General features: G+C 61.1%; 15 protein-coding genes. 4 read left to right on the forward strand and 11 right to left on the reverse strand.

All coding sequences use genetic code 11. The annotated features are described in order from the left end of the window. Positions 1 to 34 precede the first annotated feature (34 nt). The 3 genes from ggt to BX592_RS29835 form a co-directional block, all read right to left on the reverse strand. Positions 35 to 1696, reverse strand: a complete 1662-nt coding sequence (ggt, locus tag BX592_RS29825) for a gamma-glutamyltransferase (protein ID WP_134196890.1) — start codon at positions 1694 to 1696, stop codon at positions 35 to 37. A 136-nt stretch (positions 1697 to 1832) separates the two neighbouring features. Further along, entirely contained in the window at positions 1833 to 2051 is a 219-nt protein-coding gene (locus tag BX592_RS29830) for an EmrB/QacA subfamily drug resistance transporter (protein WP_134196891.1), read from the reverse strand. 10 nt (positions 2052 to 2061) lie between these two features. Further along, complete coding sequence (locus tag BX592_RS29835; RefSeq protein WP_134196892.1) at positions 2062 to 3696, reverse strand: L-lactate permease; 1635 nt, start codon at positions 3694 to 3696, stop codon at positions 2062 to 2064. A gap of 389 nt (positions 3697 to 4085) precedes the next feature. Here BX592_RS29835 and BX592_RS29840 point away from each other — a divergent pair, with 389 nt between their 5' ends. Next, on the forward strand, positions 4086 to 4538 hold the full coding sequence (locus BX592_RS29840) for a BON domain-containing protein (RefSeq protein ID WP_243849800.1): 453 nt from the start codon (positions 4086 to 4088) through the stop codon (positions 4536 to 4538). A 51-nt stretch (positions 4539 to 4589) separates the two neighbouring features. Here the strand turns inward: BX592_RS29840 and BX592_RS29845 are convergent, their stop codons facing one another. The 3 genes from BX592_RS29845 to BX592_RS29855 all read right to left on the reverse strand — a co-directional run bounded on the left by BX592_RS29845 (position 4590) and on the right by BX592_RS29855 (position 7675). Continuing rightward, entirely contained in the window at positions 4590 to 5774 is a 1185-nt protein-coding gene (locus BX592_RS29845; RefSeq protein WP_134196893.1) for an MFS transporter, read from the reverse strand. Next, on the reverse strand, positions 5775 to 6557 hold the full coding sequence (locus tag BX592_RS29850) for a DeoR/GlpR family DNA-binding transcription regulator (protein WP_134196894.1): 783 nt from the start codon (positions 6555 to 6557) through the stop codon (positions 5775 to 5777). It abuts the gene before it with no gap. A 92-nt stretch (positions 6558 to 6649) separates the two neighbouring features. Next, positions 6650 to 7675 (reverse strand): hypothetical protein, encoded by a 1026-nt coding sequence (locus BX592_RS29855; protein WP_134196895.1) that lies wholly within the window; start codon positions 7673 to 7675, stop codon positions 6650 to 6652. A gap of 199 nt (positions 7676 to 7874) precedes the next feature. Between BX592_RS29855 and pdxR (BX592_RS29860) the strand changes: the two genes are divergently transcribed. Continuing rightward, positions 7875 to 9317, forward strand: coding sequence for a MocR-like pyridoxine biosynthesis transcription factor PdxR (gene pdxR / locus BX592_RS29860; RefSeq protein WP_166676505.1), 1443 nt, complete (start codon positions 7875 to 7877; stop codon positions 9315 to 9317). A 63-nt stretch (positions 9318 to 9380) separates the two neighbouring features. Here the strand turns inward: pdxR (BX592_RS29860) and BX592_RS29865 are convergent, their stop codons facing one another. Then, positions 9381 to 10520 carry a porin gene (locus BX592_RS29865; protein WP_134196897.1) on the reverse strand — a complete coding sequence of 380 codons (1140 nt, stop codon included), beginning with the start codon at positions 10518 to 10520 and terminating at the stop codon, positions 9381 to 9383. A gap of 979 nt (positions 10521 to 11499) precedes the next feature. Between BX592_RS29865 and BX592_RS29870 the strand changes: the two genes are divergently transcribed. Further along, positions 11500 to 12345 carry a helix-turn-helix domain-containing protein gene (locus BX592_RS29870; protein WP_134196898.1) on the forward strand — a complete coding sequence of 282 codons (846 nt, stop codon included), beginning with the start codon at positions 11500 to 11502 and terminating at the stop codon, positions 12343 to 12345. Positions 12346 to 12495: 150 nt separating this feature from the next. On the opposite strand, the gene pdxR (BX592_RS29875) is transcribed toward BX592_RS29870, so the two are convergent. Genes pdxR (BX592_RS29875) through BX592_RS29890 form a run of 4 tightly spaced genes read right to left on the reverse strand, consistent with a single transcriptional unit; the run spans position 12496 to position 15825 of the window. Beyond that, entirely contained in the window at positions 12496 to 13947 is a 1452-nt protein-coding gene (gene pdxR, locus BX592_RS29875; protein ID WP_243849798.1) for a MocR-like pyridoxine biosynthesis transcription factor PdxR, read from the reverse strand. A gap of 4 nt (positions 13948 to 13951) precedes the next feature. After that, positions 13952 to 14692, reverse strand: coding sequence for an NAD-dependent epimerase/dehydratase family protein (locus BX592_RS29880; RefSeq protein ID WP_134196899.1), 741 nt, complete (start codon positions 14690 to 14692; stop codon positions 13952 to 13954). Between the two features lie 27 nt (positions 14693 to 14719). Continuing rightward, a complete protein-coding gene (locus BX592_RS29885; protein ID WP_134196900.1) occupies positions 14720 to 15346 on the reverse strand; it encodes an FMN-dependent NADH-azoreductase in 627 nt (208 codons plus the stop codon). Then, positions 15343 to 15825, reverse strand: coding sequence for a GNAT family N-acetyltransferase (locus BX592_RS29890; protein ID WP_134196901.1), 483 nt, complete (start codon positions 15823 to 15825; stop codon positions 15343 to 15345). Before BX592_RS29890 ends, BX592_RS29885 begins: the two co-directional genes overlap by 4 nt. 298 nt (positions 15826 to 16123) lie before the next feature. Between BX592_RS29890 and BX592_RS29895 the strand changes: the two genes are divergently transcribed. Next, complete coding sequence (locus tag BX592_RS29895) at positions 16124 to 17098, forward strand: cysteine synthase A (protein WP_134196902.1); 975 nt, start codon at positions 16124 to 16126, stop codon at positions 17096 to 17098. Positions 17099 to 17147 lie beyond the last annotated feature (49 nt).

Below are 17147 nucleotides of genomic sequence, written 5' to 3' on the forward strand. Positions count from 1 at the left end.
GTGAGGTCAGCGGCCGTTGTGTCGGCAACGGGCGCTAGTAGCCGAGCGCGGCGCCGTCTCCGCGCGGATCGGCGCCGCCTTCGTAAAAGCCCTGTTCCCGATCGATCCGGATCGCGTGCGCATGGCCCATGTTGTCGTTCCAGTGGGTGACCATCTGGACCGGCTGGCCGCGGCGCTTCAACTCGCGCACCACTTCGTCCGAGATGCGTCCTTCGAGCGACATGTTGCGCGTTTTCGTGCCCCATGTACGCCCCATCAGCCAGCGTGGCGCTTCGATGGCCTGCTGCACGTCGTAGCCGAAGTCGACGATTCTTGTGACGAGCGCGGCCTGCGTCTGCGGCTGCCCTTCGCCGCCCATCGAGCCGAACGCGAGATAGGGCTTGCCGTAGCGTGTCATCAGCGCGGGAATCAGCGTGTGGAACGTGCGCTTGCCTGGCTGCAGACTGTTCGGATGATGGTCGTCCAGCGAGAAGAACGCGCCACGGTTCTGCATGATGATGCCGGTGTCGCCGCCGATCACCCCGCTGCCGAAGTCGTGATAGATCGACTGGATCAGCGAGACAAGCATTCCATCCTTGTCTGCCGCGCAGAAGTAGCAGGTGTCGCCGTCCGGCGCGCGGCGCTCGTGCGGATGCTGGTACGCAATGCCGGCCGGCACGGTGGCGATATTCAACGCGCGCTCGGGGTCGATCAGCTTGCGGCGTTCTTCGCAGTACGCCTTCGAGATGAGCTTTTCAACAGGGATCGCGACGAAGCGCGGGTCGGTCAGCCACTCCTCGCGGTCGGCAAACGCGATCTTCACCGCTTCGGCGAGGTGATGGTAATAGTCCGCTGTGCCGTCGCCCCACGCGACGACGTCGTAGGCCTCGATCATGTTCAGGATCTGCAGCGGGGTGAAGCCCTGCGTGTTCGGCGGCAACTCGTAAATCGTACTGCCCCGGTAGGTCGTGCTGATCGGTGTGACCCATTCCGCGTGATAGGCGGCGAAGTCGCCGGGCTGCAGCGGCGAGCCCGCCGGCCCGATGCCGCTGCAGATTCGCGCGGCGAGATCGCCTTCGTAGAAAGCCGCGCGTGCACCGTGATCGGCGAGATGTTGCAGCGATCGCGCGAGCGCGGCCTGCTCGAGACGCTGCCCGTCCACCGGCACGCGACCGCCCGGCATAAAGATCGCGGCCGTCTCCGGATATTGCGTGAGGATCGGTTCGTCTTGGGCGGTCCAATCCGCGAGCGAGCGGCTGACCGGCACGCCGTCTTTCGCGTAGCCGATTGACGGCGCGAACAGTTCCGCCCACGACAGCCGGCCAAAGCGCTCGTGCGCAAGGCGCCAGCCGTCAATGGCGCCCGGCACGGTTAGCACGGCCTGCGGCCCGCGCGCAGCGATTTCGTCAGCGCCGGCGTTGCCCCGATAGCGAGCCAGCGTCGCGAGCTGCGCTGCAGGCCCGCTCGCGTTGATCGCGTGAACCTGATCGCTCTTGCCGTCGGCGATCAGCCAGAATCCGTCGCCGCCTAGTCCCGCCATATGCGGATAGGCGACGCATAGCACGGCGTTTGCCGCAATCGCGGCATCGACCGCGGTTCCGCCGCGTTGAAGCATTTCGACGCCGGCCTGGCTGGCCAGATAGTGCGGGGTCGACACCATGCCGTGCGGCGCGCGGGTGGGCGGGCGACCGGTGCGAGGACCGTTTGGATGACTCATGATCAATGAGCTCCCATGAGGTTAGTCCGCCACTTCGCTGGTTCGCGCCGCTGGTTCCTGCTTGTGGGAAAACCGGAAACGTCTGGCGGCAAAGCGGCGGGGTTCCAAAGAGGGACGCGAAGATCGCTACGATCGATCAGGAAGCCCGATCGTCGAACTCGACGCCCGCGTCCCTCACCTTGTCTTTCGAGTGATCCATGAAACGCGTGATGATCGGCAACACGCCGCCGGCAATCACGCAGAGCAGCCCGACGATCAGCAGGAACGCGTTGCCGTTGGTCGCACCGACGCTGGTGAGCGGAAAGGCCACGAACATCAGGATCAGCGCTAGCGTTTCCGCAACGAGCTTGTCCATGCGACGCACCTCACGCAAGTATGACGAGGGCGATCGTGCCTATGCCGGTCAGCACGGCCACGATGATCGTCCACGGGATGGCCAGTTTCATCACCGCGCCTTCCTGTCCCTTGATCCCGGTGATGCTGGTGCCGAGCACGATATTCGCCGGCCCGATCGCGTTGCCATATGCACTGCCGGCGGCCTGCGCGGCGATGATCGCCTCGATAGGCAGCGAATGCAGTTGCGCGACATCGCTCTGCAGCCCGCCGAATAGCACATTCGATGCGGTGCTGCTCGACGTCATGAACGCGCCCAGTGCGCCGATTACGCTTGCAATGCCCGCATAGACGAGCGGTGGCGATGCGTCGGCGATTCCGTGCGCCAGAACCATCGTCTGGCCGCTGTGGTCCAGGATGCGGCTGGTCACGAGAAACGCAATGACCGGCAGCGACGCGGGCACGCCGTCGACAATCAGCGATCGCCCGAGGCTCTCCTTGCCGTGACGTGACTGCCATGCGCCGTAGTAGCCGTTCGCGCGATAGACGATCCATACGATAATCGCGGCAATCAACAGCATCGTGCCGGGGTGGGTCAGTGGCGAGAATGGCGCATAGCGGGCGACTGCGGCGTTCGTCACGCCGAACCCGGTGGTCACCTCGGGAAACGGCAGACCGATCCGGAATTGCCGTAGCGTATTGTTCAGCGGGTCGATCAGCAAAATGCCCAGCGTGACGATGGTGAGCACCACGTAGGGCAGAAAGGCCATGCCGATGCTCATCACCGGCTCGCCGGTTTCTTCCTGCGCGCGTACCGCGGTTTCGTCCATCGCCGGGCGATCGGGCACGTCGGCTGCCGGAACGGGCTCGCTGAAACGACGCCAGCGGGACAGCGGATAGAGCGCGATCATCGCGACTGTCGCGGCGAGGAACGTCGAGAGTTCCGGACTCAGGAACGCGAAGATCAGCTGGCCGAAGCCGAGTATCGTGCCGAGAATCAGCACGAGCGGCCACGCATGACGCACCGCGGCCCAACGTCCGTATAGCCACACGATCAGCAGGCCACCGAAGTACGTCGGAATCAGCAGCAGCAGGCTGGATTCGAACGCGGCGCGTGTCACGTCCTGGATGTCGGCCACCTGAAGTGTCGCGAGCCAGCCGACGCCGAGTGTGCCGAAGAAGCGTGCCCATGCATGTGCAATGATCGAGATGGTGGCGGCATAGACGGGTCTTACACCGATTGCGAGCAGCAGCGGCGCCACGACAGCAATCGGTGCGCCAAATCCGGCAATGCCTTGCAGAAATGATGAAAATACCCAGCCAAGCCCAAGAATGACGAACAGCTCATTCCGGCTGAAGCGGGAAATACCATGCCGAAGCGCGTCATATCCGCCGGCCTGTTTGGTGATCTGATAGAGAAACAGCGCCGGCCACATCACATACAGAATGAATATTGCGTCCCACACACCCTTCGCGCTTGCGACCGTCAATGTCGTAATCGGAGTACGGAACGCAAACAGGGCGATCAGGCCGGCTACGAACATCGCGCCGGGGCCTGCCTCGGGTGCGCGCCATTTGAGTGGCACGAGAAAGACGAGTAGCGCGATGATCGAAAGTGTTGCCAGAATCCAATGAAGCAGGTCGATTGGAATGGTTGTCTCGCCCATCACGCTCCCTCATTCACATCGTTGAATTTTTGGTCTTATGTTGAGAGGCCCATTTATGAAAACGGTCAAACTGATGATAGGCTCTTTTTTTTATGCCGCAAGTTAAAAATCCTTGAAGCGTATTGCGTGATGCAGTATGAGTCGAGCAAGAAATTTGATTGGCATCATTCATTTATACGGTATTTCGTTATTTAACGTGAAATTCGGACGGATGCGCCGCCGCATCGTTATGCGCATTGATGGCAATGGCGTGCTTGCCAAGGCTTTTCCTTTCTGAAGCCTTCCAGATTTTCTGTTATTCCTGGCAACAAGGATTTCATCTACAACGTAGTGTTGCTGCCGCTCGTTTTCAGCGTGGCGTGTCGCCTCGTGTATTCGCCGCGTTGCGGATGTTTGCTATCGTCGAATCAATCGCGTTGGCTCGCATCGCGGCAATTGGCAAAGGAGGAAGTGTGAAGACAAACCGCATCAGCAAAGTCTTGAGTGCAACGTTAGCGGTGGCCATCTCGTGTTATGTGGCCCAGGCGAGCGCACAAACCAGTACCGCCCCGTCCGCGGACGTGTCCGCGCAACGGCGGCCAGCCCCGACACCACCGCATCAAACGAGGTCGGATGCCCAACTGGTTCGCGACGTTCGCCGTGCCTTTACGCGCACAACCGGCCTGAACTCTTCCGGCATTCACGTCACCGCGCGACACGGCATCGTGACTTTGACGGGCTGGGTATCACATCGACAGCAGGTCGATCGGGCCGGCAACGCGGCCAGGTCGGTACGCGGTGTGAGGTCGGTGCAGAACAGGTTGACGGTGCGAACACGACACGGCAGCGGCAGTGGCCGTTGAGCGACGGGTTCTATCGCGGGTTCGTTCGCACTCGTCGAGTCGCGGCGGTGATTACGCGCTGTCGGCGTGCGAGCGCGTTGCGGTGACCAGACGCGCGCAACAGGGCACCAGACAGAGCATCGCTGCTAACAGCCAGAATGCGCCTGGCAGACCCACCTGATTCGCGACGAAACCCACCGCAGCCGGGCCGGCGAGTATCCCCGCATAACCGGTGGTGGTGATCGCCGCGACTGCGAGCGCGGAGGGCATTGCGCGTTGCGAACCTGCGCGGCGAAATAACACCGGTACGATATTCGATGCGCCCAGGCCGATCAGCAGGAAGCCGGCCATCGCGATCGGGGCGATCGGCGCGGTCAGCAGCACGACGAAGCCGGCAGTCGCGAGCAGTCCGCCCCAGAACATCATCGACCGGTCACCGATGCGTGCGGTCAAAGCATCGCCGCCGAATCGGCCTGCCGTCATCGCAATTGAAAAGAGCATGTAGCCCAGTCCGCCCTGGGCTGCGACGACCAGTCCTTTGCCGGTGATGAGCAACGCGCTCCAGTCGAGCAATGCGCCTTCGACCAGAAAGGTGATCGCGGCGAGGGCGGCAAGCAATAGCACGATGCCGCGTGGCGCGACAAACAGCGGTCCGTCATGCTTCGCGGCCGTTTCGATCAGGCGCGAGCGTGCGATAGTGATCGCGCCAAGCATCAGTGCTGCGCATAGCAGCGTGCTCGCGAGCGTGTCGACATGTACCGACAGCAAAAAGGTCATGAGCGTCGAGCCGACAAATCCACCGACGCTGAATAGTGCATGAAACCCGGACATCAACGGCCGAGCCTCCGCGCGTTCGACTTCGACCGCATGAATATTCATCGCGACATCGAGTGAACCGAGCGATGCACCGAACGCGAGCAACGCGATGCCTAGTGTGAAGGGTGTGTTCGCAACGGTCAGCAACGGCAGGAACGCGGTCAGTCCCAAAGCGCCGGCGATGATGATCGGCTTGCTGCCGTATCGCGCGCTGAGCACACCGGTGACTGCCATCGCGACAACGGAACCGAGACCGATGCAAAGCAGCAGCATGCCGAGCACGCCGTCATCGACGCCGAGCCGCTGTTTGGCGAACGGCACAAGCGGTACCCAGCATGCGATGCCGAAACCGGCCACGAGGAACGCAAGGCGGGTCGCGAGCCGTGCGGCCGGGCGGTCGGACGTGACCGGATGTTCGTCGACGCGTGACGGACTATGCATTCAGTGCCCTCCTGGCGGATCGGCCTTCAGAACAGACGGGCCGGCTTTGGATAACGCCGCATAGTCCGCGCGCGGCAGATCGTGTTCGACGATCACGCAATCGATCGCCTTGATCGTCGCGACCCGGTGCGGCGCGCGAGTGTTGAATTTGTCGGTGATCGCAAGGACGACGCTGTGTTCGCTTGCGGTCAGCACGGCGCGTTTGAACGTAGCATCCGCGAGACCAAATGCGCTAACGCCGCCTTTTGCCGATATCGCGCACGAGCCGATGAAACAGCGGTCGATATTCAAATGCGCGACGTTTTGCAGCGCGCTCGCGTCCACGCATCCGCCCACGGGCAGGTCGACCGATCCGCCGATCACGATGAGTGGCAGATCGGCGCGGCGAAGTACGGCAGCGGCGATATCGATGGAATTGGTCGCGACGGTGAGGTCGCATTCTTCGGGCAACAGATCGACGAGCGCGAGATTGGTGCTGCCGCTATCGAGGAACAGCAGTTCGCCTCGTTGAATCAGCGGCAGCGCGGCGCGAGCCAACGCTGATTTGCGCTCCCGCGCGGCGTCCATCCGGTTCGACATCGGGGCGGACGCCGGCGTGATGGGCAGCGCGCCGCCATACACCCTGCGACACCGGCCCTCCGAGGCGAGCGCGCGGAGGTCGCGGCGGATCGCGTCTTCTGAAATGTTGAATTCGACTGCCAGCGCGGCCGCTACGACGGGCTGGCCCTGGTCGAGCCGATGCGCGATCTCGTCGCGCCGGGCGAGGGGAATTTCATCGTTCATGCCCGAATGTTATCGTGCATAAACAAGAATGTAAACGTGCAAGAACGTGCAGGGTGTGCTGCGGTGCGATGAACGACCGGAGCAGTGCGAGTTTAAATGCGAACGCCGAGCATGCCCGCTACCACGATCGCCGCCCAGATTGAACTCGCGGCAATCAGCAGCCAACAGATCCGGTCCGCTCTTTGCGCGTTGACGCCATGAGCCAGCATCACGGTGCGCAGGCCGCAAGCAATATGGCAAAGCACTAACCAGACGCCGAGTGAATAGTGGGGAATCAGTCGCACGTTCCACGCGTCGCCGATCAGGCCGGCTGGCGCACCAGTCGCCCACGCATAGTCGGTATCGGTGCCGAAGTACCGCGCGAGAATGAAGACGGAGTTGATATGCGATGCGATGAAAATGACAAGGTACGCACCTGATGCAGTCTGCAGCGTTTCAAGCACGCGTTGCTTGAGGCCAAGCTTCGGCATTAACAGCACGAGGCCGCTCACGATCTGAAAGAAAAAGAGCGTGATCACAATCGGCTCGATCCAACCCGCGCGATAGACGTGGCGAAGCGCAAGCATCAGCGTCTTGTGCACATCGGTGCCGAAAATGCCCACAGCGTGGTTGCCAAGATGGGGAAACAGGAAGACCGCAATAATGGCGACCGATGCCGCACCGTGAAGCACGCGGACTGGCCCCATGTTGCGGTTTGAGCGCGAGCGGGTCGGATCGCTTCGCTCTGTTGTCAACGTCAATACGGTTCCGACGACCACGGTCGCCCACAATGCGAGCCATACTTTGCCGTCCGCGCCATTTATCTTCATCAGGTAAAGCAGCACCCCGATGATGACAAACAGTGGCGGCGACGCAAACGTGAAGTGCGCAAGGCGTCGCAAGATAACGGCCTTTGCGTCGATGACATCGAGCCGGGCGAGCGACAGCAGGCTAACGAACGCGCTCGCCGGAACCACCCATACCAGTGCAATCGCGAACAGCGCGCCAAGCGTGTGGTGGTTGCCGGCCTCTTCATAAAATCGCGCGAGGTACCACGGATAGCCCAACGCCAGTGCGGTAGGCGTGAAGTGCCAGTAAAGCGGCAAGGTTCGATTTGCCTGAGCGACCGTAGAATGCATAGTCGTGGTTCCAGTTCTTCAAGTGCTCGCGAAGCGAATACTTCGCGTGAAAATAGCGTGAATAGCGATTTTATGTGTCGGCGACGCCGAGGGTGGGCCGAAATTGTCTGGATGAATTGGGCCGCAAGGACGACTCGTCTGACAATGTGGATGTTCACGGGAAGCGCGTATCAGGTAAGGAGACCGTGTGGAGGATCTTTTGATTCACCTGAGCGGAACGGGTCCGATTCAGCAGCAGGTGTACGAAGGTATTTACGCGGCCTTGCAAGACGGTCGCCTGGAACCGGGGCAACGCTTGCCCGCATCGCGGACGTGGGCACTGCAGCTGGGCGTATCGCGCAACACGATCAGGGATGCGACGGCCGCGTTGATCGCGGAAGGCTGGATCGAGGCGCGCGTCGGTTCCGGCTTATACGTGCGTGCAATACCGGTGCAGAATCGTTCTCCGGTTTCCGCTTCGTCTGCTTCGCTACGGATGTCCGAGTGGTCGGAGCGCCTTCCGCTCGAGACATTCGTATTGCCAAGCAAGGACGTCGATGTGGACTTTCGTCCAGGCGTCGTTTCCAGCGATGCGGAACAGGTCTTTCGACGCAAGCGCCTGGCCCGCTGGCCGACCGATACGTTGCCGGGGCCGCTCGCTGAATACGGCCAGCCAGAGGGAGATGCGCGATTGCGCGCGCGGCTTGCCGCCTACCTGCGGCAATCGCGTTCCGTTCGTTGCACAGACGCGGATATCGTCATTACCACGGGCACGCATCAGTCGCTGGATCTTTTGTCGAGACTGTTGCTCGGGCCGCGGACGTCGTTTGCGATGGAGGACCCGGGCTACCCGGTTGCCGCCGATATTGCGCGATTATCCGGCTGCCGGTTGCTGCCGCTTCCGGTTGATGAACATGGCGTGAAGGTAGAGGACATTCCACATGGAATCGCTGCGCTGTACTGCACGCCGAACCACCAGTTTCCACTAGGCGTTACGCTTTCCATGGAGCGGCGTAAGGCGCTGCTCGCACGCGCGGCGCGAGAAAATTTTGTGATCGTCGAAGATGACTACGACTGCGAGTTTTACGACGGTACGATGCCCTCGCCATGTCTGCAGTCCGTGGATACGGAACAACGTGTGATTTACCTCGGCTCGTTGTCAAAGACTTTTGCGCCCGCTTTCCGGCTAGGATTCGTTGTTTCCCCGCCCTGGCTCCTCGACACGCTTAGACGGGCTAAATGGGTAGTAGACAGGCAGACGTCCGCGCATGTCCAGAATACGTTGCTTCAGTTCATGGTAAGCGGTGACTTCGCGTCCCATCTGAGTAGCATGCGACAGGAGTACAAGAGGCGACGCGCTACGTTGCTGGACACAATTCGCAATCGTCTATCCAGATGGTTGACACCACTGGAGTCCAATTGCGGGCTGCAAATCTCGGCGCGCGTCAACGCCGGTTTCGATGTCGATGCGCTGTGTCGCATCGCGGACGAAGAGGGCGTGGGAATTTACAAAGGTGCGGTATTTTCAAGCGCGGGACGCGCGTCCGACATGCTGGTCTTCGGGTTTGGCGGAACGCCCGTGCAACAGATCACAAAGGGCCTCTGTCTGCTCGAATCGGCCTGGCAGAGCGAGGATCATTCGCTGCGTACCGGTCCGGTATGAGCATTGTTGCGCTTGCCAGACCAAACTGCGTGCGTACGCAACGAAGCGTACGCACGGGCTCGATCAGAAGTGCACGCGTAGTCCTGCGATGCCCACGACCTGATTATTGGTGGACGAAGCGCCGCCGGAATTGTAGATGAACGCGGTGAAGTTGTGTCCGCTGACGTGCTGGTAGACGCCTTCCAGATAGAGGTCGGTGCGCTTGGACAAGCTGTACACGGTTTGCAGGCCGACCTGGTTCCATTTGGGCGACGAGCCGAACGTCGAGGTGCCGTTCACATGGCCGCTGGTGAACACATATTCGGCGCCTACCGACAACTGCGGCAACACGAAGTACTTGCCGTTGAGTTCGTAGTTGTCAAAGTTCACCGAACTGCCGTTCGCGCCGAACGACGTCGAGCCCTCGAAGCGGGTATGCGTGTACACGAAGCCAACCTTCGTCTTGCCGAAGTCGTAGTTCACGCCCGCGCCCATGATGCGCTGCACGTCGGCGCCGAGCACGAAGCCGGCCGTGTTGTTGGCCTGCGACTCGTTGATATCGACCGCTCCGGCGCTGTTAATCGTCGAGTTCCTCGAGCCGTTGACCTGGAAGTACGCGATACCTGCACTCAACGGTCCGCCGCTGTAGGCGAGACCCGCGCTGTACGCACGGTTCACCGCGAAGTCCGTGCTGTTCGAGAACGCGTATTGCGCCTCGAATCTGAGGCCGCGGTACGCCGGGCTCACATACTTGGCGGTATTGCTCAGACGGAACGAGTGAATCATGTCATCGTTGTCAAACGGATGCGCGAATGCTGTATCACCAAAGCTCAGCGCGGTTGCCGAGAGCGGGATCAGCGTATCGGTCAGCGCGTCGTACTGGCGGCCGAACGTGAGCGCGCCGTAGCGTTCGCTGCTCAACCCGACGTACGCCTGGCGGCCGAACAGCCGTCCATCCTGTGCGGACTTGCCGTTATTGAGGCCGAAACCGCCCTCGAATACAAAGATGGAATGAAGGCCGCCGCCGAGATCCTCGCTGCCGCGCAGGCCGAAGCGGCTGCCGTTGATGTTTCCGCTCGTCTGGCGCACCAGCGATGCGCCCCCCGCGTTATTTGTGTATTGCAGACCAGCGTCGAGAATTCCGTACAGCGTTACCGAGCTTTGCGCGTGGGCGAACGGTGTTGCGCATAACGCGGAACAGGCAACAACAAAACTTTTCCTCATCACTCACTTGCCTCCATATCAGGGTCTGCAGAAAAACCTGTTTATTCTGATAACAGGCAGCGAGTGTACGAGGCAGGCTGACAATTTGGAAATGTATGTTCAGCAATTAGAAATTGCGCGAATTGAAACGCCGGGAATCGCCAGACCGGCATCACGTGCTCTTTTGAATTTCGCAAACTGAGAACATTGTTTTGTTGTAACCGAACGCTTTTCCCGGGCGAATTTATGAATAGACATAAGGGATCGGGAAGGCCCGATCAAACGAAGGCGAATGTCACGTGCTCGTGAGAATCGGCCTTTATTTCAGGCCTTGACGGCGCGACTGCCGGAAAGAAATGCATCGGTCGGATCAAGTAACCGGTATTCACGTGTTTTTAAACAAACGGAATTTGTTTCATGATAGTGTTGAGTGTGGGTTTATAATTAATACGTATATCTTAGTAATAATGTAAATAGAAGGTGATTTACGGACGTCGGCGGTGCGGCCACCGGTGACAGTGCGCCTGTCGCACTGAAGAGTCTGCAGGTGGATGCGGTCGTCATGCAAGCGAACGGTACGCCGGGACTTGCACTACAGGGCGGTCTGATTATCCCTTTGAACGGCGGCGCCGCAGGGTTCGTTTGAACGCGATAGGGATCTGCCCGGCGCGGGTGGCAGCGAACATGCACCCGCGGCCTTGGCTGAACGAGCGCCTATTACATTCGATGTAATTGGCGCGAGGAACCGCGGGTTCTATTCTTCGGCTGTCGCGTCGCCAATCTGGCTGCGCTCGTTGCTGAGGAGTTTTGATGTCCAGCTATCCCACTCGTACGACCAGTCCGCTCCCGCGCAATCGAAGCCGGTTCTCGGGCGATTGCGCGAGACGCACCGGCGAAACGGCCATCTTGCCCGCGATATTCGTAAATCGCGCCAAACGGCACGCGTCCGTATCCTGAATGCGTTGCGTTATATTAATTCTCCCTCTACCGGCGAAATCCGATGAACGCGACTCGTCCAGATCCGAATATGCCGCACGGCGAACTTGGGAAGCTGTTGCGCTACTGGCGCGATGTGCGCGGCGTGAGTCAGCTCGATCTGTCGTTCGACGCCGGGGTCTCGCAACGGCAGATCAGCTTTATCGAAAGCGGGCGCAGCGTGCCGGGGCGGGACACGTTGCTGGCGCTGGCTCAAACGCTGGAAGTGCCGATGCGCGAGCGCAATGCGTTGTTGCTCGCCGCGGGCTACGCGCCGGTGTATTCGGAGGCGCCGTGGAACGCGCAGGAAATGAGCAGTGTGATCCGCGCGCTCGAGCGGGTCGTTCGCCAGCACGAGCCGTTTCCGGCAATCGTCATGGACCGGTACTGGAACGTGCTGATGACCAATGACGCCGCGCCGCGCTTTTTCAACCAGTTCATCGATCTCGATTCGCGCGAAGCGCCACGTAACATGCTGCATCTGATGTTCGATCCGCAGGGGATGCGGCCGTATGTGGCGGACTGGGACGACGTCGCGCGAAGCTTGCTGCAACGGGTGTATCGCGAGTCGGTTGGGCACGTGCTTGACGATAGAACGACGCATCTGCTTGACGAACTACTGGCGTATCCCGACGTGCCGCACGACTGGAAGAGCCATCGCGAGCCTTCCACCGCGACCACAATGCCTGTCATTCCAATGGGATTTATCAGCGACGGGGTCGTGCTTCGTTATTTCTCGATGGTCACGACCGTGGGCGCGCCGCAAAACGTTGCCGCGCAGGAGCTGCGCCTCGAATGCATGTTTCCCGCTGACGACGAAACCGAAACCCATCACAACGCGTTACTCGCGGCACATTCGAAACGTCGATAACGAAAGACTGCAAGCACCTGCTTCGCGCACTGCGAACGTGCATCGCTCGACGCCGGGCATGAGTTTGCCGTCCGCACGCGCGGCGAACCGGGGGCGCGGGGCCGCTTCGTCGTAACTTTGTGCTGATTTCGCGCTGCTTTTTTGCTGACTTTAGTGCGCCGCCGCGGGCTTCATTCTGCCAATCGGGTCGCCAATCAACGCGAGCAACCGTCTACAGTCCCGTTCAATCGTCCGTTCGAGCACATTGGTCACACCCAGTAGCAGACCCGCGCGGCAGCGCGAAGCGTCGGCGAACCATGGTGAAAGTGGAGTGGGGCCAAGGCCCGCAGCGCGGGCCGACACGGTCAGTTGCTGATCATCGAAGCCGTTTGGAAGCGGCAGCATGACCGACAACCCCGCGGGTGATGCAGCGTCGATGCCGAACCGCGCTAGCGTGTCCAGCAAGCACTGTCTGCGTTCGGCGTAGAGCTTGCGCATGCGCCGCAAGTGGCGCAGGTAATGACCCTCGCGCAGCAGGCTTGCAAGCGCCAGTTGAATCGCCGCGTTCGGTGGCGCGCCCAGCCACGTGGCAACATCAATCAGACGACGCGCAAGCGGTAAAGGCGTGACAATAAAGCCAATGCCTAACGCCGGGCTGATCGTCTTGCTGAACGAGCCGAGATGAATCACCCGGTCGGCACCGCGCGCTGCCAGTGCATTGGCGGGCCGGCCCGATAAATGAAGCTCCGCGAGATAGTCGTCCTCGACAATCCATGATCCTGCTTCGACGGCCCATTGCAGCAGTTCGACGCGACGATGGTCGGCCAGCGTGACGCCGCTTGGCGCCTGTTGCCCCGGTGTCACGACGGCGAGCGCGGCTGCCGGCGCCAGTTCGCGCGCTCGCCTGACGTTGAATCCCGCCTCGTCGATCTGGACCGGCACCGGGTGCACGCGCGATAGCTCAAGTGCCAACCTCGTGACCGGATAGCACGGATCTTCCACCCAGGCTTGTCTTCCTGTGGCATCGATCGCGCGCAGCGCAATCGATAGTCCGCCGCGATATCCGGACGTCACGATGATCTGTTCGGGCGAGCACTCGATGCCGCGCGCGATCGCGACATGCGATGCGAGCGCGGACCTGAGTTCGATCAGGCCGCGCGGGTCGGCATAGCCGGTACGCGACGCGGTGAATTGCACCGCTTGCCGATAGAGCCGGGACCATAGCGTGGCCGGAAAGGCGTCGTGAGCCGGCACGCCCAACTGGAACACGAGCGCCTGATCGGAACGTTGAAGGAAGTTCTGCGGGACGAGGCGGTCCGCGTCCGTGATGACAGGTGCCCGTGTGATGCTCGCAGGCAAAGGACTTACGACGCGTGTTCCGGCGGAACCGGCGGTGACCAGCAGGTGTTTGTCGATCAGCTTTTCATACGCTGCTTTTACGGTGCCGCGTGCCACGCCAAGCTGTGCCGCAAGGTCTCGCCACGACGGCAGCCGTCCACCGGGCGGTAGCGATCCTTCCGCGATTGCCGCTTCGATCTGATGCGAAATCTGCTCCGCAAGCGACGCCGGGCCGACGCGATCAAGCGTCAGCCCGTCCATGTTTAGCGTCGTCGCGTGTTTCACCGGCTTACCCGTAGGGTTCGCGGCGGAAGTCGGCGCGCCATCCCAGTTCGTCTATTGCTTTGTCGATCGACACCGTGCTTTGCGGCTCCGCAATGTTGTATATGCCTGGCCTTCCGTGCTCGATAGCCAGGAAGGCCGCATGTGCTGCAGCGTCGACATGCACCGGCATCGCGCGATCGGGTTCGAGGGACCAGGTGCCTGGTCCATAGAATCTGCCATATCGGAGCACGATACCTTCAAAGTCGGATTGCTGCAGCACAGCGCTCTCGAGCGGCACGACGCCTTCGCTAATTGAAATGGCGCGTGTGCCCGTGGCGCCGACGTCTAGCGGGTCCGTTTCGACATACGGCGGTTCCTTCGACGCGTAAGCCCATGCGATGCTCTGCGCGATCATTCGTTTGACGCGCGCGGTACGTGCTGCGTGTACGAGGTTCGCGGTCCCCTCGCGGCGGATGCGCGCGTTGCGTTTTAGCGTTTCCTCCTGCGATGCGGGATCGAGACCGGCGGACAGATCGGTAAGCTGGTGGATGACGACATCCGGTGCGGCTGCGCTCACCGCGTGCTCGAGCGCATCTTTGTCGAAGATGTCCACGACAGCCACATCGATGCCCGATGTTTCTAGTCGGGCTCTTCCGTCGTTCGTTCTGGTCGTGCCCGTGACCTGATGACCCGCGTTGCGAAGCAGCGGAACAAGCGACCTGCCGATAACTCCCGAAGCGCCGGCCAGAAATATTCTCATCGCCATCCTCCTCGTGATCGGTGCTGTGGGTGTCTATTCTGCGCCAATCGTGTGGGTCTCGAGCGTTTCGAGCGTCGCAAGCAGAGTGCTTCGAGCCGTTGCGACCGCCTGCTGATCCCGGGACGCGGTGCCCTGCAGAGGTAGAAAATGCAGTGTCTTCAGTCCCACGCAACCGAGCGCGGCAGTCAGATAAGGTGTAAGAAAGTCCGGCTGGTTCGCCGCATCGCCGGAAAAGAAGCCGCCGGAAGCGATCGCGACAAATACCGGCCGATCTCGCAGCAATCCCACCTTGCCATTCGGCGTCGATACAAACGTCCTGCGGACGCGCAAGATTCGATCGATCCACGCCTTCAGCACCGACGGCACCGTGAAATTGTTCATCGGCGTGCCGATTACCACGCTACCCGCTGCTTCGAGCTCCTGAATCAACTGCTCGGACAGCCGCATCGCGTCTCCCTGCGAACCCGCTGCATGCGCTGCGGTTGACGCCAGCGTTGTCGCATAGTGTGCGTCCGCATGCGGTATCGGGTTGCGGCCGAGATCGCGGCGCGTGACGCTGCCATCGCGATCGCCGGTAAGCAGCCGGTCGACGATAGCGGACGACAGCGAGCGGCTGTGCGACTGCATTCGGGGGCTGCAATCGATGTGCAGGATATTCATAGTACGGCGTCCTCGCGCAATGGTTTGACAAAGCCGACGACCGCGTCGATCAGGCCTTCGCGCTTATAGAAGCGACGTGCATTCGCATTCACCGCCGCGGTATCCAGCACCAGCCGTCGGCAGTTTTCGTTGATGGCGACCGAAGTCAGTTCCGTGAGCAACGACGCGCCCAGGCCGCTGCCGCGATGACTGTGCGCGGTCACCAGATCGTCGACATAGAGAAAGCGCCCATGGATCAGGTTTTCCATCACCCGATACCCAGCGATGGCCAGCACCGTGTCGCCGCTCCATGCGGCGAGGACACGATAGCCTGCGGGCGCCATGGCGGTTGCACGATCTACCCATTCTGCCGCGTCCTTCAGGCGAGGGCGCAATTGGGTGACCACGGGAAAGCAGGCGGTCAGTTCGTCGCGACAGGTTGCATGTCGAAGGACGACGGGTTCCTTGACGGCTAGCGGTGCTGCTTGCTGGGTAGACACGTTGATTCCCTCGGGATTGGCATGTGGAGCGTTAAGTCAGTTTACGGGCGGGCTTTGGGCCCGTTAAGGCCCATGAATCTTCAGAATGAGTGGACCAAGATCGTGTTGAACGATCAGTGCGTGGCGAACCCGCTGCGAGAGCCGGGCTCACCCGTTGGACCGCAACCGGCTTGCAATTCGCTCAGCGTGGGAGTACCAAGTTGAATATGAAACCTGAATATGAAGCGTAAGGCCGGGTCGATGCGGCGCGACGCTGTATCGCGGGTTCGACCTGCGCACAGCATGAGGAGCGGTCATCATGAGCATCAATGCGGGCTTTGCCGGCAGTATCGGAAACACGCCACTGATTCGCCTCGCGAAGCTGAGCGAGGAAACGGGATGCGAGATTCTCGGCAAGGCCGAATTTATGAACCCGGGCGGCTCGGTCAAGGATCGCGCGGCGCTTTACATCATTCGGGACGCGGAGGAACGCGGTGTGCTCCAGGCGGGCGGCGCCGTCGTCGAGGGGACCGCCGGCAATACCGGCATCGGCCTCGCGCATATCTGCGCGGCTCGGGGTTACCGATGCGTGATCGTGATCCCGCAAACGCAGTCGCCAGAGAAGATGGTGCTGCTGCGTGCGCTTGGCGCCGAGGTGCGCGCGGTGCCCGCTGTTCCCTACAAGGACCCGGAGAACTTTCAGAAGGTAGCGGAGCGTCTTGCGCAGCAGTTACCTGACGCGATCTGGGCGAATCAGTTCGATAACGTCGCGAACCGGCGCGCGCATTTCGAAACCACGGGGCCGGAAATCTGGCGCGACACGGCGGGCAAGCTGGATGCGTTCGTCTGTGCGACAGGAACGGGGGGCACGCTGGGCGGCGTCGCACGATTTCTGAAGCAGCAAAAGCCGGCGGTGCGGACCGTGCTGGCCGACCCGCAAGGCAGCGGTCTCTACAGCTTCGTGAAGACCGGGCAAATTGTGGCGGAAGGGAGCTCGATTACCGAAGGCATTGGCACGAGCCGCGTGACGTCGAATCTCGAAGGCACGCCGATCGACGACGCGATACGTATCGATGACCAGCAGTGCGTGACGATGGTCTATCGGCTATTGCGTGAGGAGGGCCTGTTAGTAGGCGGTTCCAGCGGAATCAACGTTGCGGCCGCCGTCGAGCTGGCGAAACAGATGGGACCGGGGCACACGATCGTCACTTTGCTGTGTGATCGCGGAAACCTGTATTTCGCGCGGCTATTCAACGAGGATTGGCTTCGGGAGAAAGGGTTGTCGACGAGGTGATAAGGTAACCGAAGCAGGCATGAACGCCGGAATCGGCGTGGCGGATGCG

The organism is Paraburkholderia rhizosphaerae (genome assembly GCF_004366595.1).
Taxonomy (GTDB): Bacteria; Pseudomonadota; Gammaproteobacteria; order Burkholderiales; family Burkholderiaceae; genus Paraburkholderia; species Paraburkholderia rhizosphaerae.

Coding starts and splice junctions, on each gene's coding strand:
- ggt (WP_134196890.1), bottom strand. CDS start 1,696: ATGAGTCATCCAAACGGTCCTCGCACCGGTCGCCCGCCCACCCGCGCG.
- BX592_RS29830 (WP_134196891.1), bottom strand. CDS start 2,051: ATGGACAAGCTCGTTGCGGAAACGCTAGCGCTGATCCTGATGTTCGTG.
- BX592_RS29835 (WP_134196892.1), bottom strand. CDS start 3,696: ATGGGCGAGACAACCATTCCAATCGACCTGCTTCATTGGATTCTGGCA.
- BX592_RS29840 (WP_243849800.1), top strand. CDS start 4,086: ATGTTTGCTATCGTCGAATCAATCGCGTTGGCTCGCATCGCGGCAATT.
- BX592_RS29845 (WP_134196893.1), bottom strand. CDS start 5,774: ATGCATAGTCCGTCACGCGTCGACGAACATCCGGTCACGTCCGACCGC.
- BX592_RS29850 (WP_134196894.1), bottom strand. CDS start 6,557: ATGAACGATGAAATTCCCCTCGCCCGGCGCGACGAGATCGCGCATCGG.
- BX592_RS29855 (WP_134196895.1), bottom strand. CDS start 7,675: ATGCATTCTACGGTCGCTCAGGCAAATCGAACCTTGCCGCTTTACTGG.
- BX592_RS29865 (WP_134196897.1), bottom strand. CDS start 10,520: ATGAGGAAAAGTTTTGTTGTTGCCTGTTCCGCGTTATGCGCAACACCG.
- BX592_RS29870 (WP_134196898.1), top strand. CDS start 11,500: ATGAACGCGACTCGTCCAGATCCGAATATGCCGCACGGCGAACTTGGG.
- BX592_RS29880 (WP_134196899.1), bottom strand. CDS start 14,692: ATGGCGATGAGAATATTTCTGGCCGGCGCTTCGGGAGTTATCGGCAGG.
- BX592_RS29885 (WP_134196900.1), bottom strand. CDS start 15,346: ATGAATATCCTGCACATCGATTGCAGCCCCCGAATGCAGTCGCACAGC.
- BX592_RS29895 (WP_134196902.1), top strand. CDS start 16,124: ATGAGCATCAATGCGGGCTTTGCCGGCAGTATCGGAAACACGCCACTG.